General features: G+C 67.3%; 24 protein-coding genes, 2 tRNA genes and 1 pseudogene. 11 read left to right on the top strand and 16 right to left on the bottom strand.

Translation table 11 applies throughout. From position 1 onward, the window contains the following. Nucleotides 1-104: 104 nt before the first annotated feature. Together rpmB and ACFTWF_RS00130 are read left to right on the top strand one after the other, a co-directional pair. Nucleotides 105-296, top strand: a complete 192-nt coding sequence (gene rpmB / locus ACFTWF_RS00135; RefSeq protein WP_005240429.1) for a 50S ribosomal protein L28 — start codon at nt 105-107, stop codon at nt 294-296. Nucleotides 297-444: 148 nt separating this feature from the next. Next, complete coding sequence (locus tag ACFTWF_RS00130; protein WP_378459301.1) at nt 445-1,233, top strand: enoyl-CoA hydratase/isomerase family protein; 789 nt, start codon at nt 445-447, stop codon at nt 1,231-1,233. Nucleotides 1,234-1,242: 9 nt separating this feature from the next. On the opposite strand, the gene ACFTWF_RS00125 is transcribed toward ACFTWF_RS00130, so the two are convergent. Genes ACFTWF_RS00125 through ACFTWF_RS00115 form a run of 3 tightly spaced genes read right to left on the bottom strand, consistent with a single transcriptional unit; the run spans nt 1,243 to nt 3,467 of the window. Then, nucleotides 1,243-1,920, bottom strand: coding sequence for a uracil-DNA glycosylase (locus ACFTWF_RS00125; protein ID WP_378459763.1), 678 nt, complete (start codon nt 1,918-1,920; stop codon nt 1,243-1,245). After that, nucleotides 1,917-2,438: a gamma carbonic anhydrase family protein gene (locus ACFTWF_RS00120; RefSeq protein WP_378459300.1), complete on the bottom strand. Its 522-nt coding sequence runs from the start codon at nt 2,436-2,438 to the stop codon at nt 1,917-1,919. Before ACFTWF_RS00120 ends, ACFTWF_RS00125 begins: the two co-directional genes overlap by 4 nt. A gap of 9 nt (nt 2,439-2,447) precedes the next feature. Further along, nucleotides 2,448-3,467, bottom strand: a complete 1,020-nt coding sequence (locus ACFTWF_RS00115) for a thiamine-phosphate kinase (RefSeq protein WP_378459299.1) — start codon at nt 3,465-3,467, stop codon at nt 2,448-2,450. A 149-nt stretch (nt 3,468-3,616) separates the two neighbouring features. On the opposite strand from ACFTWF_RS00115, the gene ACFTWF_RS00110 reads away from it, so the two are divergent. Together ACFTWF_RS00110 and ACFTWF_RS00105 are read left to right on the top strand one after the other, a co-directional pair. Next, nucleotides 3,617-3,850: an Lrp/AsnC family transcriptional regulator gene (locus ACFTWF_RS00110; RefSeq protein WP_378459298.1), complete on the top strand. Its 234-nt coding sequence runs from the start codon at nt 3,617-3,619 to the stop codon at nt 3,848-3,850. Between the two features lie 2 nt (nt 3,851-3,852). Then, on the top strand, nt 3,853-4,449 hold the full coding sequence (locus ACFTWF_RS00105) for a DUF3515 domain-containing protein (protein ID WP_378459297.1): 597 nt from the start codon (nt 3,853-3,855) through the stop codon (nt 4,447-4,449). A 20-nt stretch (nt 4,450-4,469) separates the two neighbouring features. On the opposite strand, the gene ACFTWF_RS00100 is transcribed toward ACFTWF_RS00105, so the two are convergent. Genes ACFTWF_RS00100 through ACFTWF_RS00090 form a run of 3 tightly spaced genes read right to left on the bottom strand, consistent with a single transcriptional unit; the run spans nt 4,470 to nt 7,755 of the window. Continuing rightward, entirely contained in the window at nt 4,470-5,576 is a 1,107-nt protein-coding gene (locus tag ACFTWF_RS00100; protein WP_378459296.1) for a D-alanine--D-alanine ligase family protein, read from the bottom strand. Nucleotides 5,577-5,627: 51 nt separating this feature from the next. Further along, a complete protein-coding gene (locus ACFTWF_RS00095; protein WP_378459295.1) occupies nt 5,628-6,752 on the bottom strand; it encodes a cystathionine gamma-lyase in 1,125 nt (374 codons plus the stop codon). 4 nt (nt 6,753-6,756) lie between these two features. Further along, complete coding sequence (locus tag ACFTWF_RS00090) at nt 6,757-7,755, bottom strand: NAD(P)H-dependent glycerol-3-phosphate dehydrogenase (protein WP_378459294.1); 999 nt, start codon at nt 7,753-7,755, stop codon at nt 6,757-6,759. Nucleotides 7,756-7,905: 150 nt separating this feature from the next. Here ACFTWF_RS00090 and cofC point away from each other — a divergent pair, with 150 nt between their 5' ends. The 3 genes from cofC to ACFTWF_RS00075 all read left to right on the top strand — a co-directional run bounded on the left by cofC (nt 7,906) and on the right by ACFTWF_RS00075 (nt 11,922). Next, nucleotides 7,906-8,622, top strand: coding sequence for a 2-phospho-L-lactate guanylyltransferase (gene cofC / locus ACFTWF_RS00085; protein ID WP_378459293.1), 717 nt, complete (start codon nt 7,906-7,908; stop codon nt 8,620-8,622). Nucleotides 8,623-8,736: 114 nt separating this feature from the next. Further along, complete coding sequence (locus tag ACFTWF_RS00080) at nt 8,737-10,950, top strand: RNA degradosome polyphosphate kinase (protein ID WP_378459292.1); 2,214 nt, start codon at nt 8,737-8,739, stop codon at nt 10,948-10,950. A gap of 33 nt (nt 10,951-10,983) precedes the next feature. Continuing rightward, a complete protein-coding gene (locus ACFTWF_RS00075; RefSeq protein ID WP_378459291.1) occupies nt 10,984-11,922 on the top strand; it encodes an NUDIX domain-containing protein in 939 nt (312 codons plus the stop codon). 94 nt (nt 11,923-12,016) lie between these two features. On the opposite strand, the gene ACFTWF_RS00070 is transcribed toward ACFTWF_RS00075, so the two are convergent. The 3 genes from ACFTWF_RS00070 to leuC form a co-directional block, all read right to left on the bottom strand. Further along, a complete protein-coding gene (locus tag ACFTWF_RS00070) occupies nt 12,017-12,619 on the bottom strand; it encodes an HU family DNA-binding protein (RefSeq protein ID WP_378459290.1) in 603 nt (200 codons plus the stop codon). Between the two features lie 158 nt (nt 12,620-12,777). Continuing rightward, entirely contained in the window at nt 12,778-13,386 is a 609-nt protein-coding gene (gene leuD, locus ACFTWF_RS00065; RefSeq protein ID WP_378459289.1) for a 3-isopropylmalate dehydratase small subunit, read from the bottom strand. Between the two features lie 27 nt (nt 13,387-13,413). Continuing rightward, entirely contained in the window at nt 13,414-14,835 is a 1,422-nt protein-coding gene (gene leuC / locus ACFTWF_RS00060; RefSeq protein WP_378459288.1) for a 3-isopropylmalate dehydratase large subunit, read from the bottom strand. Nucleotides 14,836-14,973: 138 nt separating this feature from the next. On the opposite strand from leuC, the gene ACFTWF_RS00055 reads away from it, so the two are divergent. The 3 genes from ACFTWF_RS00055 to ACFTWF_RS00045 all read left to right on the top strand — a co-directional run bounded on the left by ACFTWF_RS00055 (nt 14,974) and on the right by ACFTWF_RS00045 (nt 16,496). Next, nucleotides 14,974-15,675, top strand: a complete 702-nt coding sequence (locus ACFTWF_RS00055) for an IclR family transcriptional regulator (protein WP_073359163.1) — start codon at nt 14,974-14,976, stop codon at nt 15,673-15,675. A 48-nt stretch (nt 15,676-15,723) separates the two neighbouring features. Continuing rightward, complete coding sequence (locus tag ACFTWF_RS00050; RefSeq protein WP_378459287.1) at nt 15,724-16,242, top strand: pyridoxamine 5'-phosphate oxidase family protein; 519 nt, start codon at nt 15,724-15,726, stop codon at nt 16,240-16,242. Nucleotides 16,243-16,328: 86 nt separating this feature from the next. Next, nucleotides 16,329-16,496 (top strand): DUF5302 domain-containing protein, encoded by a 168-nt coding sequence (locus tag ACFTWF_RS00045; protein WP_185729148.1) that lies wholly within the window; start codon nt 16,329-16,331, stop codon nt 16,494-16,496. Between the two features lie 60 nt (nt 16,497-16,556). On the opposite strand, the gene ACFTWF_RS00040 is transcribed toward ACFTWF_RS00045, so the two are convergent. The 4 genes from ACFTWF_RS00040 to ACFTWF_RS00025 form a co-directional block, all read right to left on the bottom strand. Continuing rightward, nucleotides 16,557-16,629 (bottom strand) — tRNA-Glu (locus ACFTWF_RS00040). Between the two features lie 76 nt (nt 16,630-16,705). Beyond that, a tRNA-Gln gene (locus tag ACFTWF_RS00035) sits at nt 16,706-16,777 on the bottom strand. Nucleotides 16,778-16,918: 141 nt separating this feature from the next. Next, the gene (gene gltX, locus ACFTWF_RS00030; protein ID WP_378459286.1) at nt 16,919-18,394 is read right to left on the bottom strand and encodes a glutamate--tRNA ligase; all 1,476 of its coding nucleotides are present in this window, start codon (nt 18,392-18,394) and stop codon (nt 16,919-16,921) included. Between the two features lie 73 nt (nt 18,395-18,467). Next, nucleotides 18,468-19,241: a fumarylacetoacetate hydrolase family protein gene (locus tag ACFTWF_RS00025; protein WP_378459285.1), complete on the bottom strand. Its 774-nt coding sequence runs from the start codon at nt 19,239-19,241 to the stop codon at nt 18,468-18,470. A 115-nt stretch (nt 19,242-19,356) separates the two neighbouring features. Between ACFTWF_RS00025 and ACFTWF_RS00020 the strand changes: the two genes are divergently transcribed. After that, a complete protein-coding gene (locus ACFTWF_RS00020; RefSeq protein WP_378459284.1) occupies nt 19,357-20,601 on the top strand; it encodes an MFS transporter in 1,245 nt (414 codons plus the stop codon). Here the strand turns inward: ACFTWF_RS00020 and ACFTWF_RS00015 are convergent. From ACFTWF_RS00015 to ACFTWF_RS00005, 3 genes and pseudogenes are all read right to left on the bottom strand, one after another. Continuing rightward, nucleotides 20,598-21,608 (bottom strand): 3-isopropylmalate dehydrogenase, encoded by a 1,011-nt coding sequence (locus ACFTWF_RS00015; protein WP_378459283.1) that lies wholly within the window; start codon nt 21,606-21,608, stop codon nt 20,598-20,600. The genes ACFTWF_RS00020 and ACFTWF_RS00015 overlap by 4 nt on opposite strands. Before the next feature lie 70 nt (nt 21,609-21,678). Further along, on the bottom strand, nt 21,679-23,274 hold the full coding sequence (gene serA, locus ACFTWF_RS00010; RefSeq protein WP_378459282.1) for a phosphoglycerate dehydrogenase: 1,596 nt from the start codon (nt 23,272-23,274) through the stop codon (nt 21,679-21,681). A gap of 223 nt (nt 23,275-23,497) precedes the next feature. Further along, nucleotides 23,498-23,622: pseudogene (locus tag ACFTWF_RS00005) on the bottom strand (ketol-acid reductoisomerase); the annotation flags it as partial.

The following is a 23,622-nucleotide window of genomic DNA, read 5'->3' as shown; positions in this document are numbered from 1 at the left end:
CGGCTACTCTTGAACGGTTGCCCCGTACAGGGCGCGCTTGCTGTGTCCTGCCACCATGAGGCCAGCAAATTTCACAGTTCACTATCTTGAAGGAGTTCGCGACTATGGCTGCCGTCTGCGACGTATGCGCCAAGGGGCCCGGCTTCGGTAAGTCGGTCTCGCACTCGCACCGGCGTACCAACCGTCGCTGGAACCCGAACATCCAGACTGTTCGTGCCGAGGTTGCCCCCGGAAACACCCGGAAGGTCAACGTCTGCACCTCCTGCCTGAAGGCTGGAAAGGTTGCTCGGGGCTGACCCGACGCTGCGTGCGATGTCACTGCGCCCCCGACACTTCGGTGTCGGGGGCGCAGTCTTTTTCTGTCCCGGCACCTGCTCGATTCGGCATCGTCGCAACGCATCGGGGCACGACGGGCACCGATCCGGGCCCACGTAGGGTGCAACGGTGACTTCTCTCGATGGACTCAGCAAAGTACAGCTCGAAGACGGCGTCCTGCGCATCACGATCGCGACGGCGGAGAACGGCACCTCGCTCGACGGCGAGGGCATGGAGCAGGGCGCCCGCGCACTCGAAGCGGTCGGCCACGAGATCGGCAGTGTGCTTCTCGTCGGTGAGGGCCCCAACTTCTGCGCGGGCGGCAATGTGCACGCCTTCGCGTCCGCGCCGGTGCGGAGCGACTACGTCGCCGAGGTGGCGCGTGTGTTCCACGTCTTCGTTCGCGCGCTCGATGCCGTGACGGTCCCGGTGATCGCCGGCGTACACGGGTGGGCGGCAGGGGCCGGAATGAGCCTCGTGTGCCTGACGGACGTCGCGATCGGCGGTCCGGGCACCAAGATGCGTCCGGCGTACCCGTCCATCGGTTTCACCCCGGACGGTGGCATGTCCTGGACCCTCCCGCGCATCGTCGGGGACGCCCGCGCACGCGAGATGCTGATCAGCGATACCGTCATCAGCGGTGACGAGGCAGTCCGCCTGGGCATCCTCAGCCGCCTCGTCGGCGACGACGTCGTCCAGGACGAGGCGCTCCGGCTCGCCCGCACCCTCGCCGCCGGCCCGACGTCCTCGTACTCGGGGATCAAGAAGCTCGTCCGCGAGTCACGGTCGCGCACACTGTCGGAGCAGCTCGACGCCGAGGCCGCGTCGATCGCCGCTGCCGCCGACAGTGCGGTGGGACGCGAGGGCGTCGACGCCTTCGTCGAGAAACGGCGTGCCGATTTCGCGTCGGTGAAGTGAAACCGGGACTTACGGCAGCTGCCAGTTCACGGGTTCGGCGCCCAGACCGTCGAGGAGTTCGTTCGCGCGACTGAATGGCCGCGATCCGAAGAATCCGCGCGACGCGGACAACGGTGAGGGGTGGGCCGACTCGATCGTCGGCACTGCGCCGAGCATCGGTTTGAGCGTGGACGCGTCCCGGCCCCACAGAATCGCGACGAGGGGTTCGGGGCGCGCCACGAGAGCGCGGATAGCCTGCTCGGTCACCGCCTCCCAGCCCTTCTTCCGGTGTGAGGCAGGAAGTCCCGGCTGCACGGTGAGGACCCTGTTCAGCAGGAGTACGCCCTGGCGCGACCACGGTGTGAGGTCCCCGGTGGACGGCGTCTGGTAGCCGAGGTCCTCGGTGTACTCGGTGAAGATGTTGCCGAGACTGCGCGGCACCGGGCGCACGTCCGGTGCCACGGAGAAGCTGAGTCCGACGGCGTGACCGGGTGTCGGGTAGGGGTCCTGACCGACGATGAGGACCTTGACTTCGGAAAACGGGTGGGTGAATGCCCGCAGCACGTTGTCGCCCGCGGGGAGATACTCACGCCCGTCGGCGATTTCCGCACGGAGGAACGCGCCCATTTCCGTGATCCGTTCCGACACCGGTTCGAGCGCTTCGGCCCACCCGGCCTCGACGAGGTCCGACAGCGGCGCCGCCATCAGTCGAGCCTGCGGAGGGAGTCGCGGTAGTGGGCCGCGTTGGCGGCGTACATCTTCACGTTCATCTCGAGGTGTCCCTCGGGAACCTCGTAGCCCTGGCGGATTTTCGCGGGGACGCCGAGTGCCATGCTGTGCGGGGGCACCTCGAACCTGAACGGGACGACGGCGCCGGCACCGACCACCGAGCCCGCTCCGATGATCGACCCGTTGAGTACGACCGACCCGGACGCGATGAGGCAGTGGTCGCCGATCGTGGAGCCCTCGACGTGTGCGGCGTGCCCCACGACGCAACCCGCGCCGATGACAGTGGGATCGATCATCGTGCAATGGATCACGGTGCCGTCCTGGATGTTCGTGTCGGCGCCGACGGTGATGGTGCCGTAGTCGGCGCGGAGCACGGCCTGCGGCCACACCGAGGTCCCCGCCGCCAAGGTGACGTTCCCGATCACGACGGCGTCGGGATGGACGTAGGCGTCCGGATGGATGTCGGGTACACGGTCCCCGAGCGCGTAGATAGCCATGCGTGCAACCTATACCGCGAAACTCTGCCAGCCTCCGGCCCCCGGCCGGGTCTCGCCGTCGACCGAGATGCCCGATCCGTCGTGGACCCCGCCGATCCTGGTCCACCCCGCGGGGAGGGGGACGTCTGCCGGGAAGGTCGCGGCGAAGCCGTGGTCCTCTCCCCCGGTGAGCACCCATTCCCAGTAGTCGGCGCCGAGGGCCTCCGCAGCCGCCACCACCTGGGGTGACACGGTCAGGGCGGCCCGGGTCAGGGACATTCCGACCCCGGACGCATCGCAGATGTGCCCGAGATCGGCGAGCAGTCCGTCGGAGATGTCGGTCATCGAGCGCGCGCCACCGTCGGCGGCCGCCCAGGCGGCGGCGTACGGCGGAACGGGAACCCGGTGGACGGCGCGAAGGTCCGGAAAATCCGAGGACCCGCCGAGATGCAGAGCGAGCCCGGCTGCGGATCGGCCGAGGTCCCCGGCCACCGCCACGACGTCGCCGGGTCTCGCTCCCGACCGCTGGATCGGATTCCGGCCACCCAGATCACCGAGGACGGTGACCGAAATCACGACCTGCCCGGCCTGCACCAGGTCGCCGCCGACGACGCCGGCCCCGAGTTCCTCCGCGGCCTCCCCGAGGCCCGCGGAGATGCCGTCGGCGACGTCGATCGGAGTATCCGGAGGCAGACCCAGGGACACCAGGAACGCTGTCGGCCGCGCACCCATCGCCGCGACGTCGGCCGCGTTCTGTGCGACCGCTTTCCGGCCCACCTCCCGCGGCGAGGACCAGTCGAGGCGAAAGTGCCTGTCCTGCACCAGCATGTCGGCCGACACCGCAACCCGGCCGTCCGCCGCACGGACGAGGGCGGCGTCGTCACCCGGACCGATCAGTGTCGACTGCGGCTGCACCCGGCCCTCCACCGCTCGGCCGATCACGGCGAACTCGCCGACGTCGGCGACGGTGAGGGACGGGGTGTGGTCCGGGGAGTCCGTCGATGTGATGGTGTGCCTCCGTGCGCGCCGTAGTGTCGGGTGCCCGCGCATCGGCCGTGGGTCCGGTCGACGGAATGTGCGACTGCGGTACCTTCTAGCTGTGCCGGGACTTCTCGGCACGTGACCGATCAGCGCGCCGAAAGCACCCGCGACTCTACCGAGATCCATGCGGCGCGGAGCAGGGAAGGGCTGGAGCGAGAGTGCAAGCGTTCATCCTGATCCAGACGGAAGTCGGCAAGGCGGCGACGATCGCGAGCGAGATCGCGAAGATCACGGGAGTCCGGACGGCCGAGGACGTCATCGGACCGTACGACGTGATCGTGCGGGTGTCCGCGGACGAGGTCGCCCCCGTCGTGCACGAGATCCGTCAGGTCGCCGGCATCACCCGCACCCTCACCTGCGACGTCCCCGAAAAGTCTGCGAACAAGAACTGAGTATGTCCGACCGCGAACCCGAACAGACCCCACCCGCCCGCAACTCCGACGCGGCGCCACCGGAGCGCCGGAATCCGGCACTCATCGCCACGGCGGTGGCGCTGCCGGTGGCCTTGATCATCGGCATCGTCGTCGCCGCCGTGTTCGCCGGACGGAATCCGGTGAAGGAACCGGTGTCACTGGGCCCGGTGCCCGCGCCGGCGTCCGGCTCGGCGGAGTGCGCCACCCTGATGGCCGGTCTGCCCGATTCCCTGGGCGACTACACGAGGGCGGAGCTCACCGAACCCGCACCGGAGGCGACGGCCGCGTGGCAGCCCGCCGAGGGCGAGCCCCTCGTGCTGCGGTGCGGTCTGGACCGTCCCGCCGAATTCGATCAGGCCTCGCCGCTCCAGGTGATCGACGGGGTCCAGTGGTTCGAGATCTCGGGTGAGAGCGCGGGCATCGATGCGAGCAGCTGGTTCGCCGTCGACCGCGGCGTCTACGTCGGACTGACGGTTCCGACCGGTGTGGGCCCGACGCCGCTGCAGGACATTTCCGGTGCGGTGTCGCAGGCGCTGCCGCAGAAGCCGCTCGATCCGGCGCCCGTCGCGAATCCCTGAGCGCCGGACCCGCCGCGACCCTAGCGCAGGCCGGTGCCGCGTGCGAGGGCCGTGTCGACGAGGGTCGCGACGAGCGTGCCGTAGTCGACGCCGACCGCATCCCACATGCGCGGATACATGGAGATCGACGTGAATCCCGGCATCGTGTTGATCTCGTTGATCACGGGACCGTCCTCGGTCACGAAGAAATCGACGCGGGCGAGACCCTGGCAGTCGAGCGCCGAGAAGGCGCGCACCGCGAGTTCGCGGATCTCCTCGCTGACCGATTCGTCGAGTTTCGCGGGCACGTCGAATTCGCACACGTCGTCGAGGTACTTGCTGTCGAAGTCGTAGAACGCCTCGTCGTCGGCGGAGCTGTCCGGCATCCGGATCTCGGCGATGACGCTGGCCCGCACGTCGCCGTTCGGGAACTCGAGCACTCCGCACTCGACCTCGCGGCCGGAGATCCCCGATTCGACGATCACCTTCGGGTCGTGCCGGCGCGCGTGGGCGACGGCATCGTCCAGCGCGGCCCAGTCGGCCACCCGGGTGATGCCGATGGACGACCCGCCGCGGGCCGGTTTCACGAACACCGGGAGGTGCAGCCGGGCTTTCTGCTCGTCGGTCAGCGTGGCGGTTCCGGGACGCAGGACCACCTGGAACCCGATGGGCAGTCCCTCCGCGGCGAGCAGTTTCTTCGTGAACTCCTTGTCCATGCCCGCGGCGCTCGCCAGCACGCCGGGTCCGACGTACGGGACGCCGGCGAGCTCGAGCAGGCCCTGGATGGTGCCGTCCTCGCCGTAGGCGCCGTGGAGGACGGGGAAGACGACGTCGACCGAGGCCAGGATCTTGCCCGCCTCGCCGTCGTCGAGGGCGACGAGGGCGCCGGAACGGGTGGGATCGGCGGTGAGTGCGAGTGCGGATCCGTCGGCGTCGACGCTGGGCAGTGCCCGGCCGCGGATGGACAGGGTGTCGGGGTCGGTGGACCCGAGAACCCACGAGCCTTCGGTGGTGATGCCGATCGGCACCACCTCGTACCGTTCCGGGTCGAGATTCCTCAGGACGCTTCCGGCCGACACACAGGACACGGAATGCTCGTTGCTGCGGCCACCGAAGATGACGGCTACCCGGGTACGCGGTTTACTCACGACACAGACCGTACCGCCGACGCGCCCCGCTCACCGCACCCACCCACGCCCTCACAGTGCGGAGAGCGCCTGCTCGAGGTCTGCCACGAGGTCCTCGGTGTCCTCGATCCCACACGAGATCCGCACGAACCCGTCGGGCACGGGGTCGCCCCACCGCGCCCGACGGTCGGCGCTGGTGTGGATGCCGCCGAAGCTCGTCGCGGGCACGAGGAGCTCGCTGCCGGCGACGAGCCGATGGAACTGCTCGGCGGAATCGAGCTCGAAACTCACGAGGCCGCCGAATCGTCGCATCTGACCGGCGGCGACACCGTGCGCGGGATCGCCCGGAAGCCCCGGGTACCGCACCCGGTGCGCGGCCGGATGCGAGTCGAACAGACCCGCGAGTGCGAGGGCGTTGGCGCACTGGCGCTCGAACCGCAGGCCCGCCGTTCCGAGACTCCGGTGGGCGAGCCACGTCTCGAACGGCCCCAGCACCGTGCCCGACAGCGCCCGCTCGCGCTCCATCCCGGCCAGGAAATCCGCATCCGATGCGGCGATGTAGCCCATGAGAAGGTCACTGTGACCACTCAAAGCCTTTGTGCCGCTGGCAACTACAACGTCTGCGCCCAGCGCGAGCGGTTGCTGGCCGAGCGGGGTCGCGGTCGTGTTGTCCACCACGAGAACCGCGCCGGCGTTCGCGCACTGCTCCGACACCGCGCGCAGATCCACCACGTCGAGGGATGGGTTGGACGGGGTTTCGGCCACCACGACCGTCGTCCCCTCGGCGGCGGCCAGCAGCGCGGCGGCAGTCTCGCCCGCCATGTCGGCCGTCTTCAGTTCGTGCACGGTGATGCCCATCGGTTCCAGCCGCTCCCGGGCGTACGCGCGCACCTGGTAGTAGCCGTCGGACGGAACGATCACGGTGTCGCCCGCGGTGAGCAGGCTCCTCAGCACGACGGTGACCGCCGACATCCCGGAGCCGACCACGAGAGCGCCCGCGGCGCCCTCGAGCGTCGCGAGTGCCGCCTCGAGATCCCGCCACCCCGGGTTGGAGGCACGCGCATAGGTGTCGGACTCGGTGCCCTCGTCCGCGCTCAACTGGTAGGGCGCCGCGAAGACCGGCCCCCGCTGCATCGGCGAACCGGGAATCTTCTCTGCCGCGACCGCTTTGACGCAGCGTGTCGAATCACCACTCACGCGCTCACTCCGGCTTCGTACGGCGGCCGAGCAACTGGCCGATCGCGTCCTGCACCACGAGACCCTCATGGCACACCCGGTGCACCGCATCGGTGAGTGGCATCTCGACGTCGTAGCTCGCCGCGAGAGCCCGCACCGACGAGCACGACTTGACACCCTCGGCGACCTGCCCGTGGGTGGCCGCCTGGGCGCTCTCGATCGAACCGCCCTGACCGAGACGCTCGCCGAACGATCGATTTCGCGACAGCGGCGACGTGCAGGTGGCAACCAGATCGCCCACCCCGGCGAGGCCCGCGAGCGTCGCGGGCTTCGCACCGAGCGCGACTCCCAGCCGGATGATCTCGGCGAGACCGCGAGTGATGATGCTGGCGATCGTGTTCTCTCCCAAACCGATTCCCGACGCCATACCGCACGCGAGGGCGATCACGTTCTTGCAGGCACCGCCGATCTCGCAACCGATGACGTCCGAATTCGTGTAGGGGCGGAAGTACCCGGTGGCCGACGCCTTCTGCAATGCGAGCGCCCGCGTCGAATCCGTGCACGCGACGACCGTGGCCGCCGGCTGACCGATCGCGATCTCCCGGGCCAGGTTGGGCCCGGACAGCACGGCGACCCGCCCGGGGTCCGCGCCGGTGACCTGAATGATCACCTGACTCATCCGCATGAGGGTGCCCGTCTCGATTCCCTTGGCGAGGCTGAGCATCGTGGCATCCTCGGGAATCATCGGACTCCACACCTGCAGGTTGTCGCGCAGGGACTGCGACGGCACCGCGAGGACGACGATGTCGGCGCCGTCGAGTGCCGCGCGGGCGTCGTCGGTGGCGGTCAGCGACGGCGGCAGGGCGATGCCCGGCAGATAATCCGTGTTCTCGTGCCGCGTCACGATCGACTCGGCGACCTCACCGCGTCGCGCCCACATGGTGACATCCGTCCCGGCCTCGGCCAGGACCTTCGCAAATGCCGTCCCCCATGAACCCGCTCCCAGCACCGCAGCCTTGCTCACACAGCACCCCTCGTCGTTCGTTCCCGATACATCGCCCACAGTATTGCCGATGCCGAGGTCGCACGCTGCCCCGCTACCGAACCGTGGTCGCCGCCCGGCCGGATGCGGGCGCTCGGAGCACCGCCGCGCGCGGACTGGCAAGATATCCACATGAGCACAGCGACCCGAGCCGTGGCGCCGCGCGCCCACGTACTCGTCGCCGTGAAGGAACTTCACGCAGCCAAGACACGCCTTTCGGGCGTCTTCGACACGGCCGACCGCACCGGGCTGGTGCTGTCGATGCTCCGCGACACCCTGTCGGTCGTCCGCGACGTGGCCACCGTCGTGGGTGTCACCGTGGTCACACCGGACCCCGCCGTGGCCCGGCTCGCCCGCAGCGTCGGCGCGCACGTCTACGCGGACCCCGCGCCCGCGGAGAATCGAGAGGGCGAGGCCGGAACCGAGCACAGTCTCAACGCGGCGCTGTCGGCGGCGGCCGACCACGTCCGGCGCACCGAGCGCGGAGTGGACGTCGTCGCCCTGCAGGCCGACCTTCCGTCCCTGCGCGAAGGGGAATTTCGCGAAGCACTCGCGGCCGCGAGAACAGGTGGCCGGTCGGTGGTCGTCGATCACCACGGCACCGGAACCGCTGCGCTGTTCTCCTGCGACCCGGCGGTTCCGCTCGATCCCCGATTCGGACCGGGATCGGCGAAGCGGCATCTCGAGTCGGGGGCGCGGCGCCTCGACGGGCACTGGCCGGGACTGCGCACCGACGTCGACACCGCCGACGATCTCGACACCGCGCAGGCTCTCGGCGTCGGACCCGCGACGCGAGCCGCACTCGACGCTCTCGCACACACCGCCCCCTCCCGCTGCGGAAACGACTAGCTCCGCGCGGTATCGCATTGCGGGTTCCGCACGGTGGAGATGTACCGCACCGCCGAGGGTGTGAATTTGTGCCATCGATTGTCCGTGGCCGAATTCTCGAGGGATGATCATGGAGTGAGTAATCGTGAAGCACTCGACCAGCAGACCGACGTCGACAACACGGAAGGCAGGAACGGAACCGGCGACGGCACCGTCTCACCGAACCCCACCAACGTTCCGATGGCTCCCCCCGCTGCGACCAGTGCACTCACGAGCGCCCTCACCGACGGTCTCCCCGAAGATCGTTATCTCAACCGCGAACTCAGCTGGCTCGATTTCAACGCCCGGGTTCTCGCACTCGCCGAGGACACGTCGCTGCCACTGCTCGAGCGCGCCAAGTTTCTCGCCATCTTTTCGTCCAATCTGGACGAGTTCTTCATGGTCCGGGTCGCGGGACTCAAGCGCCGCGACGAGACCGGACTGTCCGTGCGGTCCGCCGACGGCCTCTCCCCGCGCGAACAGCTGTCGCTGATCGCGACCCGGACGCAGGAGATCTCGGAGAAGGCCGCGCGGGTGTTCCTCGACTCCGTGCGCCCGGCGCTTGCCTCCGAAGGGATCTCCATCATCGGATGGGCCGATCTCACCGACGACGACCGGGCGCGACTGTCCCTGCATTTCCAGGACCAGGTGTTCCCCGTCCTCACTCCCCTCGCCGTCGACCACGCCCACCCGTTCCCCTACATCAGCGGTCTGAGCCTCAACCTCGCGGTGACGGTGAAGGATGCGGTGACGGGCGGCGAACACTTTGCGAGGGTCAAGGTTCCGGACAACGTCGGACGGTTCGTCCGGGTCCGCCGTGACGAGACTCCGTCCTCCATCGACGCGTTCCTGCCCATGGAAGATCTGATCTCCGCGCACCTCGACATGCTCTTCCCCGGCATGGAAGTGGTGGAGCACCACGCGTTCCGGATCACCCGGAACGCCGATTTCGAGGTCGAGGAAGATCGCGACGAGGATCTCCTGCAGGCGCTCGAACGGGAACTGGCGCGCCGTCGCTTCGGGTCCCCGGTGCGGCTCGAGGTCGCGGACGACATGACCGAGCACATGCTCGAACTGCTGCTGCGCGAACTCGACGTCGATCCCGGCGACGTCATCCAGGTTCCCGGACTGCTGGATCTGTCGTGCCTCTGGCAGGTGTACGCCGTCGACCGCCCCGCACTCAAGGACGCGCCGTTCGTTCCGGCAACGCATCCGGCGTTCGGCGAGCGGGAAACTCCCAAGAGCGTCTTCTCCACTCTCCGCGACGGCGACGTGCTGGTCCACCACCCGTACGACTCCTTCTCCACGAGCGTCCAGCGCTTCATCGAACAAGCCGCCGCCGACCCCCAGGTGCTGGCCATCAAGCAGACCCTGTACCGCACCTCGGGCGACTCGCCCATCGTCGACGCGCTGATCACCGCCGCCGAGGCGGGCAAACAGGTTGTGGCGCTGGTCGAGATCAAGGCGCGATTCGACGAGCAGGCCAACATCAAGTGGGCCCGCAAACTCGAACACGCGGGCGTGCACGTGGTCTACGGACTCGTCGGGCTCAAGACCCACTGCAAGACGTGCCTCGTCGTTCGTCGTGAAGGGTCCACCATCAGGCGTTACTGCCACATCGGAACCGGCAACTACAACCCGAAGACCGCCCGGCTCTACGAGGACATCGGCCTGCTCACGGCTGCGCCCGAGATCGGCGCCGACCTCACGGACCTGTTCAATTCCCTGACCGGCTATTCACGGAAGACGCAGTACCGCAATCTCCTCGTCGCGCCGTACGGTGTGCGCCGGGGAATCGTCGAGCGAATCGACGCCGAGGTGGCGCACCAATTGCGGGGCGACGTCGCCGGAATCCGCCTCAAGGCCAACGCCCTGGTCGACGAACAGGTCATCGACGCGCTGTATCGCGCGTCCAAGGCCGGCGTGCGCGTCGACATCGTCGTCCGCGGCATCTGCGCTCTCAAACCCGGGGTTCCCGACCTGAGCGAGAACATCCACGTCCGCTCCATTCTCGGACGGTTCCTCGAGCATTCCCGTGTGTTCCACTTCCGCGGCGCGGACGAATACTGGATCGGCAGCGCCGACATGATGCACCGCAATCTCGACCGTCGGGTCGAGGTCATGGCACAGGTGAAAGATCCTCGGCTCACCGGTCAGATCGGCGAGATCCTCGATTCGGCGCTCGACCCGTCCACGCGATGCTGGGCACTCGGACCCGACGGCCGCTGGGTTCCGTCCCCGGCGCACGGCCAGGAGGTGCGCGACCACCAGGAGGCCATGATGCGGAAGCGGATGGGCACCGGATCCTGAACGCGCGAATCCGCGGCACAAGGAAGGAACTCGGTGAGCAGTTCACCCGGCAAACCGGTCAAAGCCAATATCTTCGCCGCGGGGGCAGTGCTGTGGCGGAAGTCTCCCGATAATCCCGACGAGATCGAAATCGCACTCATTCACCGGCCCAAATACGAGGACTGGTCGTTTCCCAAGGGAAAACTCGACCCGGGCGAGACCGCCGTCGTCGCGGCATTGCGGGAAGTACAAGAGGAGACGGGTATCCGCGGGCGACTCGGGCGGCACCTCGGCGCATTGACGTACCCGATTCCCGGGCATCGCCGATTGAAACGAGTGGAGTACTGGGCGGCAGAGGTCCGTGACGGTGAATTCGCCGCCAACAGCGAAGTCGACGAAATGCGGTGGCTTCCGGTGTCCGAGGTCGCCGATGAATTGTCCTATCCCATGGATCGCAGAATGCTCCGCCGGTTCACGGCGCAGCCGCCCGATACCGCAACCTTGCTTCTCGTGCGGCATGCGAAGGCGGGGAGCCGTAAACGCTACAAAGGCGACGACACCACCCGGCCCCTGGATGCGAACGGCCGGCGGCAAGCCGACGCACTCGTCGCACAACTCGACGCGTTCGGAGCCACCGACATCACCTCGGCCGATCGGACGCGATGCATCCAAACCGTGGAGCCGCTGGCACGCATGCTGGACACGACCGTCCGGTTGGATTCGCTGCTGTCCGAGGAGAGTTACTCCGCCGACCCTGCGGCCGCCCGCACCCGGGTCCGCAAGATCGCCGCTCGCGGCGGAGTCCAGGTGATCTGCAGTCAGGGCGGTGTCATTCCGGATCTTCTCGAGTGGTGGGCCGACGTCGACGGTATCGCCCTTCCCCCGGCACGGAACAGAAAAGCGAGCACCTGGGTGCTGTCGCTGTCCGGTGGCAAATTGATCGCCGCCGACCACATCGACAGTCCCCTCCCCCCTTCCCGCAAAGAGAATTGACACCGCGGACCGGGGGTCTCACTAGACACAGACAGGCGCCGACCCCAGGGGTCGGCGCCTGTCTGTGTTCGGGCGGTCCTGCGTTGTGCTGGTATTACTTGGCGCGCTTCGCGGGGGCCTTCTTGGCTGCGGTCTTCTTTGCTGCCGTGGTCTTGGCCGGAGCCTTCTTTGCGGCGGTCTTCTTCGCTGCCACGGTCTTGGCCGGAGCCGCCTTCTTCGCCACGGTCTTCTTTGCTGCCGTGGTCTTGGCCGGAGCCTTCTTGGCGGCGGTCTTCTTCGCTGCCACGGTCTTCGCGGGAGCCGCCTTCTTGGCGGCAGTCTTCTTCGCCGCCGTCTTCTTGGCAGCCTTCTTCGCGGCGGCCTTGGTGGCGGGCGCCGCTGCGCCGCGCTTGACCGCGGGACCGGTGGCCGGAAGCTTCTGGCCGCCAGCGATAACCGCCTTGAACTGAGCGCCCGGACGGAACGCCGGCACCGACGTCGGCTTGACCTTCACGGTCTCACCCGTGCGCGGGTTACGTGCGACACGTGCCGCACGACGACGCTGCTCGAAGACACCGAAACCGGTGATGGTGACGCTGTCGCCGCGGTGCACCGCTCGGACGATCGTGTCCACGACATGCTCGACAGCTTCTGTTGCCGTGCGCCTGTCCGTCCCCAGTTTCTCGGTCAGAACATCGATGAGCTCTGCCTTATTCATTGAAATTCCTCCGCGAACTAATGGCCCATCATCGGACCGACTACGAACTACGGTAAACCTGAATACCGCAGGAGTCTATGTGCCACGCCAATTCTCATACAACGCGGCACCATTCTCAGGAACTTATTATCTGGGAGACAGGGCTCCGATTCCAACTTTCAGTCGGTCGAAGCAGGCTCCGGAAGTGTCGTTGGTTTCCAAGAAGGCCTTGACTTTTCGAACTCGGAAATGGCTTCTACCTGCCGTAATGTCAATCCAATGTCGTCCAGACCCTCGATCAGACGCCACCGCGTGTAGTCATCAATCTCAAAGGGCACCACGGTGGTTCCGGCGGTCACCGTCTTGTTCTCGAGGTCGACGATCAATTCGAGACCGGGCTGCTCGTCGAGCAACTTCCAGAGCAGTTCGACGTCCGACTGGGCCACCTGAGCGGCCAGCAGACCTGCCTTGCCGGCGTTGCCCCGGAAGATATCCGCGAAGCGAGACGCGATCACGACCCGAAATCCGAAGTCGGATAGCGCCCACACGGCATGTTCCCGGGAGGAGCCGGTACCGAAGTCCGGTCCGGCCACCAGAACGCTGCCCTTGTCGTACGGGGCGACGTTGAGGACGAAGTTCGGATCGTTGCGCCACGCGGCGAACAGACCGTCCTCGAAACCGCTGCGGGTCACTCGTTTCAGATAGACCGCCGGAATGATCTGGTCCGTGTCCACGTTGGATCGCCGCAGTGGGACGCCGATACCTTTGTGTGTGCTAAAGGATTCCATCGAAAAATCTCCTAAATTCCTTGAGTCCTAGACCAGATCTGCCGGCGCGGACAGCGTTCCCCGGACCGCGGTCGCGGCGGCGACGAGAGGCGAAACCAGGTGAGTCCGGCCGCCCTTGCCCTGCCGTCCCTCGAAATTGCGGTTGGACGTGGAGGCCGAACGCTCGCCGGGCGCGAGCTGATCCGGGTTCATGCCGAGGCACATCGAGCACCCCGCCTGCCGCCATTCGGCGCCCGCGGTGGTGAAGATCTCGCCGAGACCCTCCTTTTCGGCCTGCGCGCGAACACGCATCGAGCCCGGGACGATGAGCATCCGGACCCCGTCGGCCACGTGGCGGCCCCGCAGCACGTCGGCCACGGCCCGCAGATCCTCGATCCGGCCGTTGGTGCACGAACCGACGAACACCGTGTCGATCGCCACCTCACGCAACGGAGTTCCGGCCTCGAGGCCCATGTAGGTCAACGCCTTCTCCGCGGCCTGACGCTCGCTCTCGTCGGCGATCTCGGCCGGATTCGGCACCGCCTCACCCAGGGGCAGCCCCTGCCCCGGATTGGTGCCCCACGTCACGAACGGCGTCAGGGCGCTCGCGTCGATGTGGACCTCGTTGTCGAAAACTGCACCCTCGTCGGTCTTCAGCTGCTCCCACGCCGCCACCGCGGCGTCCCAGTCGGCGCCCTGCGGAGCGTGCGGGCGCCCCTTGATGAATTCGTAGGTGATCTCGTCCGGGGCGATCATTCCGGCGCGGGCACCCGCCTCGATGGACATGTTGCAGATCGTCATCCGCGCTTCCATCGACATCCGGCGGATCGCTTCGCCGCGGTACTCCAGGACATAGCCCTGGCCTCCACCCGTTCCGATCTTCGCGATGACGGCCAGAATGAGATCCTTACTCGTCACCCCTTCCGGCAATACACCGTCGACGGTGATCGCCATCGTCCGGAAGGGACGCAACGACAACGTCTGGGTCGCCATGACGTGCTCGACCTCACTGGTGCCGATACCCATCGCGATCGCGCCGAAGGCGCCGTGCGTGGACGTGTGGCTGTCGCCGCACACCACCGTCATACCGGGCTGGGTGAGACCGAGTTGCGGACCGACGACGTGGACGATTCCCTGATCGATGTCGCCCATCGGGTGCAGCCGGACACCGAATTCCTCACAATTGCGCCGCAGCGTGTCCACCTGAGTCTTGGAGACGGGGTCGGCGATAGGCTTGTCGATGTCGACGGTGGGGACGTTGTGGTCCTCGGTGGCGATCGTCAGGTCGGGGCGGCGCAGCGGACGCCCGGCGAGCCGAAGTCCGTCGAATGCCTGCGGGCTCGTCACTTCGTGAACGAGATGCAGATCGATGTAGATGAGGTCGGGGTTGTCTCCCTCACCCCGGACCACGACGTGGTCGTCCCACACCTTCTCTGCCAGGGTGCGTGCTTTCTCCGCCATCTTCTCCACCTCTGTGTGTCCTCTCGCACGGCGAGCTTCGGGCTGGTCCGCTGTGCGCTCGATGTCGTTACCCTCTTCTCGGACACGCACTCGACGTTTGGACGAGGTGCGCTATGATCCCAATATGCGAGAATGTGGTATCGACCTATGAGACAGCATAGCGGCATCGGAGTCCTTGACAAAGCGGTAGGCGTGCTTCATGCCGTGGCCGAGAAGCCCTGCAGCCTCACCGAACTGTGCTCACGCACCGGGCTCCCCCGGGCCACCGCCCATCGGCTGGCCGTCGGGCTCGAGGTCCACCGCCTCCTGACGCGCGATTCCGACGGGCTGTGGTGCCCCGGTCCCGGGCTCGCCGAACTGGCTGCCACGGCCAACGATCCGCTCGTCTCGGCGGCGGCGCTCGTGCTGCCACGACTGCGCGAGATCACCGGTGAAAGTGTGCAGCTGTACCGGCGGGAAGGCACGCAACGCATCTGTGTGGCGGCGATGGAACCGCCCACGGGCCTCCGCGACACCGTTCTCGTCGGAGCGCGTCTGCCGATGAGCGCCGGTTCGGGTGCCAAGGTCCTTCTCGCCTGGGCCGACCCGCAGACGCAGCGCACGGTGCTCCCCGACGCGGCATTCGGCGAGCGTGTACTCCTCGAGGTCCGTCGGCGCGGCTGGGCCCAGAGCGCCGCCGAGCGCGAACCCGGCGTCGCCAGTGTCGCCGCGCCCGTGCGGGACTCCTCCGGTGCCGTCATCGCGGCGATTTCGGTGTCCGGACCCATCGACAGAATGGGCAGACGCCCCGGCGCCCGGTGGGCGGCCGACCTTCTCGCCGCCGCGGAGGCGCTGCACAAGAGGCTCTGATCACGCGCGGCACTTGCGACCGATGCTCACTTGCGACAGGAGAGGCCGATGGGGAAGAACCAACGCTCACAGATCACGATGACGGATTCGGAGATCGCCGAATTCATGGATCGGAGCCGGATCGCCACGCTCGCAACGGTGGCAGCGGACGGCAGATCCCACCTCGTCGCCATGTGGTACGGCTTGATCGAGGGCGAGATCTGGTTCGAGACCAAGTCCAAATCGCAGAAGGCCGTGAACCTGCGACGCGACGACAGGGTCACCGTCCTCATCGAGGACGGTGACACCTACGACACGCTGCGCGGGATTTCGGTGGAGGGCCGGGCCGAGATCGTGGAGGACCCGGACGCGATGTTCGCCGTCGGGGTCAGCGTCTGGGAGCGCTACACCGGGCCGTACACCGACGACCTCCGCCCCGCCATCGATCAACTTCTGCACAAGCGGGTGGTCGTGCGGATCGTTCCCGAGCGCATCAGGAGCTGGGACCACGCGAAGCTCGGCCTCCCCGCCATGCCGGTGGGCGGGACCACGGCCGCATACCTGGCTGCGGCCGACCGCCGCGGCTGATCCTGCCCCCGGCGAAAAAAACGGGAGCATTCCCGGAGCCCGCGGCGTAGCTTCACTGAGTGAACCGACTACCGAGGGAGTTCACCGTGACCGACGCCAGTAACGAGGACACGAAAAAGAAATTCCGCGAAGCACTCGAGCGGAAAAATCATCAGGCCGGGATGTCCGCCGATCACAAGGACGGGCATTCCAAGGTGCACGAGGTGCACGGGCCTGCCGACCACAAACGCGAATTCCGCCGCAAGAGCGGATAAACGACGAATCGTGCGGATAAAAGAAACACCCTCCAACGAATTGGAGGGTGTTTCTCTTTGTAGCCCCGACGGGATTCGAACCCGCGCTACCGCCTTGAGAGGGCGGCGTCCTAGGCCGCTAGACGACGGGGCCAGGAACTTCGTGTTGCTGTGGAAGCTCAGCAAGCATAGCTTCCAGAAGTTCGGAGTCAAAATCGGCCGAACTTCCGCTGGGGTACCAGGACTCGAACCTAGAATGGCGGTACCAGAAACCGCTGTGTTGCCAATTACACCATACCCCAATGGCCGTTCTCGAACCGCTGAGCTTCTGGGCTCTGCGGCCCGCCTCGGGCCGAAGAAGAGATTACCAGCCTACTGCCTGGATTTACCAAATCGTATGGTCAGGGACTGTTTTTGCGCTCTTCTCGGCCCGAGGGCGACGCCTAATCGGCGATGCCGGCCCGTGCCGAGCGCAGACGCGACAGCGAGATATCGCGTCCGAGGAGTTCCATCGACTCGTAGAGCGGCGGGCTGATGTGCGAGCCCGTGAGGGCCACCCGGACCGGAGCGAATGCCTTACGCGGCTTGAGGCCCAGTTCGTCCACGAGAGCGGTCTTGAGGGCCTCTTCCAGTGACGCCGCGTCCCACCCGTCGACCGCGTTCACCGCCGCGAGGGCGGCGTCGAGGACCGGCGCCACATCGGCCCCGAGGTTCTTGGCCGCAGCGGCCGGGTCGATCGCGAAGTCGGCCTCGTCGACGAACAGGAACTTCAGCAGATCCCACGCGTCGGACAGGACCACGATGCGCGTCTGGACCAGTTCTGCAGCGGTTGCGAAGACGGACTCGTCCACGGTCTCCCCGAGATGGCCGTGGAGCGTCAGGAACGCGCGCAGGCGCGCGGCGAAATCTTCGGGCTCGAGCAGCCGGATGTGCTCGGCGTTGATCGCGTCGGCCTTTTTCTGGTCGAACCGCGCCGGATTGGAGTTGACCTTGGAGATGTCGAAGGCCGCCACCATCTCGTCCAGCGAGAACACGTCGTGGTCGTCGGAAATACCCCAGCCGAGCAGCGCCAGGTAATTCAGCAATCCCTCGGGGACGAAACCGCGGTCGCGGTGGATGAAGAGGTTCGACTCGGGGTCGCGCTTCGACAGCTTCTTGTTGCCCTGCCCCATGACGAACGGCAGATGCCCGAATCGGGGCGTGAAATCGGCCACGCCGATCCGCTGCATCGCCTCGTAGAGGGCGAGCTGGCGGGGTGTCGACGACAGCAGGTCCTCACCGCGGAGGACATGTGTGATCTTCATCAACGCGTCGTCGACGGGGTTGACCAACGTGTAGAGCGGAATGCCGTTTCCGCGGGTGAGCGCGAAGTCGGGCACGGTTCCCGCTTTGAACGTCGTCTCGCCGCGCACGAGGTCGACCCACGTCAGGTCGTGATCGGGCATGCGGAGCCGCACGACCGGTTTGCGTCCCTCGTCGAGGAATGCCTGCCGCTGTTCCGGAGTCAGATCGCGATCGAAGTTGTCGTAGCCCAGCTTGGGATCGCGGCCGGCGGCCTTGTGCCGCTCCTCGACCTCCTCGGGCGTGGAGAACGACTCGTAGGCCTCGCCGGCCGCGAGCAGCTTGGCGACGACGTCGAGGTGCAGATCACGTCGCTGCGACTGACGGTAGGGCTCGTACGGTCCCCCGACCTCCGGTCCCTCGTCCCAGTTCAGCCCGAGCCAGCGCAGCGCGTCCAGGATCGCCTGGTACGACTCCTCGCTGTCACGGGCGGCATCGGTGTCTTCGATGCGGAACACGAACGACCCGCCGTTGTGTCGGGCGAACGCCCAGTTGAACAGGGCGGTTCGGACGAGCCCCACGTGCGGGGTTCCGGTGGGAGACGGGCAGAAACGGACGCGAACTTCGCTTGTGGTCATGGCTCACTTGGGTCGACGCTGGGAAAACGGACTCCTACAGGCTAGTCCGCTCCCGATCCCGACACGAGAGCCGTCAGCGCTTGGCGGTCACCGGGTTCGTGAGGGTGCCGATGCCACCGATGGTGACGCTCACGCTCTGGCCGTCGACGATCGGACCGACGCCTTCGGGGGTGCCCGTGAGGATCACGTCGCCCGGGAGCAGCGTCATGACGGCGGACACCCACTCGATGATCTTCGGAATGTCGTGCAGCAGAAGCGAAGTGTTGCTGCGCTGCTTTACTTCGCCGTCCACCTCGGTGGTGATGTCGACGTCGGACGCGTCGAGCTTGGTCTCGATCCACGGCCCGAGCGGGCAGAACGTGTCGTGCCCCTTGGCCCTCGTCCACTGCCCGTCGTGGCGCTGGTGGTCACGGGCCGACACGTCGTTCGCTGCCGTGTATCCGAGCACGACGTCGAGCGCCTTGGCGGCGGGCACGTCCTTGCAGGGACGTCCGATGACAACCGCCAGTTCGCCTTCGTAATGAACTTCGTTGGAGGACTTCGGTAGGACGATCGCGGCGTCGGGGCCCACGATCGAGGTGTTGGGCTTGAGGAAGATCACAGGATCGGCCGGCGCCTCTCCCCCCATTTCGGCGGCGTGGGCGGCGTAGTTCTTTCCGATGGCCACGACCTTGCTGGCAAGGATCGGGGCCAGCAGTCGCACATCGGCGAGCGGCCAGCTCCGGCCGGTGAAAGTGGGAGTGCCGAAGGGGTGCTCGGCGATCTCCTTCGCGATTCGGGACTCCCCGTCTCCCTCGATACTGACGAACGCAACACCATCGGGACTTGCCACTCGACCAAGACGCATGGCGCCGAGTCTATCGGCCCGGGTCCACCGTCGTGCCGGGACGCCGGGGTCCGCGGGGTATAGACTCCACATGTTCCCCAATATATGAGAAGCAAATCCTAGATATTGAGATGACATGACCGCATCGATCGACACGCCGTCCTCCGTCGGAACCGCCCGCAGATGGTGGATGCTCGCACTCGGGATGTTCGCCCAGGCCGCACAGGCGGTGTTCGTCAACGGCGTCGCCTTCCTCATTCCCGAACTGCAGGAGAACCACGGGCTCAGCCTCGCCCGCACCGGACTCGTCGTCGCCGCACCCACGCTCGGCGTGATGCTGACGCTGATCGCGTGGGGTGCACTCGCGGACCGCTACGGCGAGCGCACGGTCCTGGCCGCCGGGATGGCGACGACTGCGGCGGCGGGACTGGGCGCGGCACTGTCCGGATCGCTCACGGCCACCACACTCTTCCTCCTGCTCGGCGGCATGGCGGCGGCCTCGGCGAATGCGGCCAGTGGGCGCGTCGTCGTCGGCTGGTTCCCGCCCGAACGCCGCGGACTCGCGATGGGTATCCGGCAGATGTCGCTGCCCCTCGGCATCGCCTGCGCGGCGCTGACACTTCCCTCGGTCGCGCACGATCACGGTATCGGCTGGGCGCTCGCCCTGCCCGCGGCCCTGTGTGCGAGCGCGGCGCTGGCCTGCGCACTCTGGGTGGTCGATCCGCCCAGACCGAGCCGCAGCGCCGCGGCGGATCTCGGCATGCTCGCCAATCCCTATCGCGACAGCGGCACGCTGTGGCGCATCCACGCCGTCTCGGTCCTGCTCGTCGTGCCGCAGTACACGGTGTGGACCTATGCGCTGGTGTGGCTGATCTCCGAAAGGCATTGGGAAGCAACGGCAGCGGGGCTGATCGTGACCGTCGCTCAGATCCTCGGCGCGCTCGGCAGGATGGGAGTCGGGTTCTGGTCCGACGTGGTCGGCAGTCGCATGCGCCCGCTCCGCTGGGTCGCCGTCGCCGGCGGTCTGTCGATGGCTGCCCTCGCCGTGACGGACTCGGTCGATTCACCACTGGCGATCGCGGCGTTGCTCGCAGCGTCCGTCGCGACGGTGGCGCCGAACGGCCTCGCCTTCACCGCCGTGGCCGAGATCGCCGGACCGTTCTGGGGCGGACGAGCACTCGGCGTCCAGAACACCGGGCAGTTCGTCGCCGCCTCGATCGTTCCTCCGGCGTTCGGCGCACTGATCGGGATCGTCGGCTTCCCGGTGACTTTCGCGATCGCCGCCGTGTTCCCGGCGGTGTCGATACCACTGATCCCCGTGGCCCGGTCCGAAGACCGGTCCACGGGGATCGAGGACGACAGGGTCGAATCGCGGCCCTAGAGGGCCGATGCGATCCGGTCGCCGACCTCCGAAGTCACAACTTTCGAGTCCCCGCGGGACGCCAGATCCGCTTCGACGGCAGCCTCGATCCGCGCTGCATCGCCGTCGCGGCCGAGGTGCCGCAGGAGCAGCGCCGCGGACAGGATGGCCGCCGTGGGATCCGCGATCCCCTGGCCGGCGATGTCCGGGGCGCTGCCGTGCACCGGCTCGAACATCGACGGGTTCGTGCCCGAGGCGTCGATGTTTCCCGACGCCGCCAGGCCGATGCCCCCCGTGACCGCACCCGCGAGGTCGGTGATGATGTCGCCGAACAGGTTGTCGGTGACGATCACGTCGAAGCGCGACGGGTCGGTGACCATGTAGATGGTGGCCGCGTCGATGTGGCAGTAGGCCGTCTCCACGTCCGGGTATTCGGCCGACACGGTCTCCACCGCACGCGTCCAGATCGCGCCGGCGTTGGAGAGGACGTTCGTCTTGTGGATCAGGGTGACGTGCTTACGCCGGGTCTGTGCGAGCGCGAACGCGTAGCGCACCACCCGCTCGGCGCCGAACCACGTGTTGATCGAGACCTCGGTCGCGATCTCGTGCGGGGTGCCGACGCGAATCGCGCCGCCGTTGCCGGTGTACGGCCCCTCGGTGCCCTCGCGCACGACCACGAAGTCGATGTCGGGCTGCGCCGCGAGCGGCGACTTCGAACCCGGATACAGCTGTGACGGACGCAGATTCACGTGATGATCCAGCGCGAATCGCATGTTCAGCAGCAGCCCCCGCTCGAGCACGCCCGGCGTGACCGACGGATCGCCGATGGCGCCCAGCAGGATCGCGTCGTGCTCACGGATCGCCGCGAGATCGGCGTCCGGGAGCAGCTCCCCCGTCGCGTTGTATCGACGGGCACCGAGGTCGTACTCGGTGGTCTCGAGATCGGGGACGAGTTTGCGCAGCACTTTCAGCGCCTCGGCCGTGACCTCGACACCGATGCCGTCACCCGGAATGACCGCAAGCTTCATGAACGCCTCACTTCACATAGAGCTGTGCGCGTGCCACGACGACGGGGTCGTGGCACGCGCACAGTGGGGATTAGGCCAGGTTGACGAGCTCGATCTTGGTGGCGCCGACGGCGGTGGAGATCGCCTCGCGCACCTCGCTCGGCACCTCGCGGTCGACGCGGAGGAGGATGGTCGCACCCTCACCCTCGGCGTCCTGGCTGAGCTGGGCAGCCTGGATGTCGATGCCCGCGTTGCCGAGCTGCGTGCCGATCTTGCCCAGCGCACCGGGCTGATCGGTGTAGTTGATCACCAGGTTGAGACCCTCGGCGCGCAGTTCGAAGTTGCGGCCGTTGATGTTGACGATCTTCTCGACCTGCTGCGGGCCGGTCAGGGTGCCCGACACGTTGATGACACTGCCGTCGCCGAACACGGCGCGCAGGTCGACCACGCTGCGGTGGTTGGGGCTTTCGGCCGCCTTGGTAACCTCGGCCGTGACGCCACGCTCCTCCGCGAGCGCGGGAGCGTTGACGAACGTGACCGCGTCCTCGATGACGGCGGAGAACACACCGCGCAGAGCCGAGAGCGCGAGCACCTCGACGTCCTCGGACGCGAGCTCGCCGCGCACGTCGACCGACAGGTTGACGGGCAGTTCACCCGACAGCGCGCCGATCAGCACGCCCTGCTTGCGGACGATCTCGAGCCACGGGGCAACTTCCTCGCCCACGGCGCCACCGGAAACGTTGACGGCGTCGGGAACGAAATCGCCTGCGAGAGCGAGCAGTACGGACTTCGCGACGTCGGTTCCGGCGCGGTCCTGCGCTTCGCTGGTGGACGCACCGAGGTGCGGCGTCACGACGACCTCGGGCAGGTCGAACAGCGGGCTGTCGGTGCACGGCTCGGACTCGAACACGTCGAGGCCGGCGGCGCGGACGTGACCGGACTTGATAGCCTCGGCCAGCGCGGACTCGTCGATCAGACCGCCGCGGGCGGCGTTGACGATGACGACGCCCTTCTTGGTCTTCGCCAGGTTCTCCGTGCCCAGCAGACCCTTCGTCTCGGGGGTCTTGGGCAGGTGCACGGAGATGAGGTCTGCGCGCTCCAGCAGTTCGTCGAGGGTGACGAGCTCGATGCCGAGCTGCGCGGCGCGGGCGGCCGACACGTAGGGGTCGTACGCGATGACGTGCGTCTCGAATGCGGCGAGACGCTGCGCGAACAGCTGGCCGATGCGGCCGAGGCCGACGACACCGACGGTCTTGCCGAAGATCTCCACACCGTTGAACTTGCTGCGCTTCCACTCGCGGTCGCGCAGGGTGGCGTCGGCGGCGGGGATCTGGCGGGCGGTGGCGAGCATCAGCGCGACCGCGTGCTCGGCGGCCGTGTGGATGTTGGACGTCGGAGCGTTGACGACCATGACACCGCGCTCGGTGGCGGCGGGCACGTCGACGTTGTCGAGGCCGACGCCGGCGCGGGCGACGATCTTGAGCTTGGTGCCGGCCGCCAGGACCTCGGCATCGACGGTGGTGGCGGAGCGGACGAGGATCGCGTCGGCCTCGGGCACCGCTGCGAGCAGGGCCGGGCGATCAGGTCCGTCGACCCAACGCACCTCCACACCGTCGCCCAATGCCTCGACGGTGGACGGCGCGAGCTTGTCGGCGATCAGAACTACAGGACGGCCTGGCTGGCTCACGTGCAAACTCCCTGAATCGGTGGGTGTGGGGTGTTTTGACCACACACAGCTTAGTCCGCCCTCACAGGGAAAATGCATCCTGGTCTGCGATACCACATAGTGGACGCCTGCGACAACGGAATCGGACACCGAACGCCACCGGCCCAATGTCACATCGGGGGCCTCGAACGAGACCGATGCGGCATCGGGCCGGTGGTGCGGTGGATCTGTAAAGCAGTGAAACCTAGGCGGTTTCGGTGATCGGCCGGTCGACCCAGCTCATCAGGTCGCGCAGCTTCTTGCCGGTGACCTCGATCGGGTGCTCGGCGTTCGCCTTGCGCAGGCCCTCGAGTTCGGTGTTGCCGTTCT

Source organism: Rhodococcus sp. NPDC056960 (assembly GCF_042674125.1).
Taxonomy (GTDB): domain Bacteria; phylum Actinomycetota; class Actinomycetes; order Mycobacteriales; family Mycobacteriaceae; genus Rhodococcus_F.
The sequence above is the reverse complement of the archived record's forward strand: the minus strand, read 5'-3'. Positions and strand labels throughout refer to the sequence as shown.

Coding starts and splice junctions, on each gene's coding strand:
- ACFTWF_RS00105 (WP_378459297.1), top strand. CDS start 3,853: ATGTCCGACCGCGAACCCGAACAGACCCCACCCGCCCGCAACTCCGAC.
- ACFTWF_RS00025 (WP_378459285.1), bottom strand. CDS start 19,241: ATGCGTCTTGGTCGAGTGGCAAGTCCCGATGGTGTTGCGTTCGTCAGT.
- leuD (WP_378459289.1), bottom strand. CDS start 13,386: ATGGAATCCTTTAGCACACACAAAGGTATCGGCGTCCCACTGCGGCGA.
- ACFTWF_RS00050 (WP_378459287.1), top strand. CDS start 15,724: ATGGGGAAGAACCAACGCTCACAGATCACGATGACGGATTCGGAGATC.
- ACFTWF_RS00015 (WP_378459283.1), bottom strand. CDS start 21,608: ATGAAGCTTGCGGTCATTCCGGGTGACGGCATCGGTGTCGAGGTCACG.
- gltX (WP_378459286.1), bottom strand. CDS start 18,394: ATGACCACAAGCGAAGTTCGCGTCCGTTTCTGCCCGTCTCCCACCGGA.
- ACFTWF_RS00055 (WP_073359163.1), top strand. CDS start 14,974: ATGAGACAGCATAGCGGCATCGGAGTCCTTGACAAAGCGGTAGGCGTG.
- ACFTWF_RS00070 (WP_378459290.1), bottom strand. CDS start 12,619: ATGAATAAGGCAGAGCTCATCGATGTTCTGACCGAGAAACTGGGGACG.
- ACFTWF_RS00020 (WP_378459284.1), top strand. CDS start 19,357: ATGACCGCATCGATCGACACGCCGTCCTCCGTCGGAACCGCCCGCAGA.
- cofC (WP_378459293.1), top strand. CDS start 7,906: ATGAGCACAGCGACCCGAGCCGTGGCGCCGCGCGCCCACGTACTCGTC.
- ACFTWF_RS00115 (WP_378459299.1), bottom strand. CDS start 3,467: ATGCGCGGGCACCCGACACTACGGCGCGCACGGAGGCACACCATCACA.
- ACFTWF_RS00120 (WP_378459300.1), bottom strand. CDS start 2,438: ATGGCTATCTACGCGCTCGGGGACCGTGTACCCGACATCCATCCGGAC.
- rpmB (WP_005240429.1), top strand. CDS start 105: ATGGCTGCCGTCTGCGACGTATGCGCCAAGGGGCCCGGCTTCGGTAAG.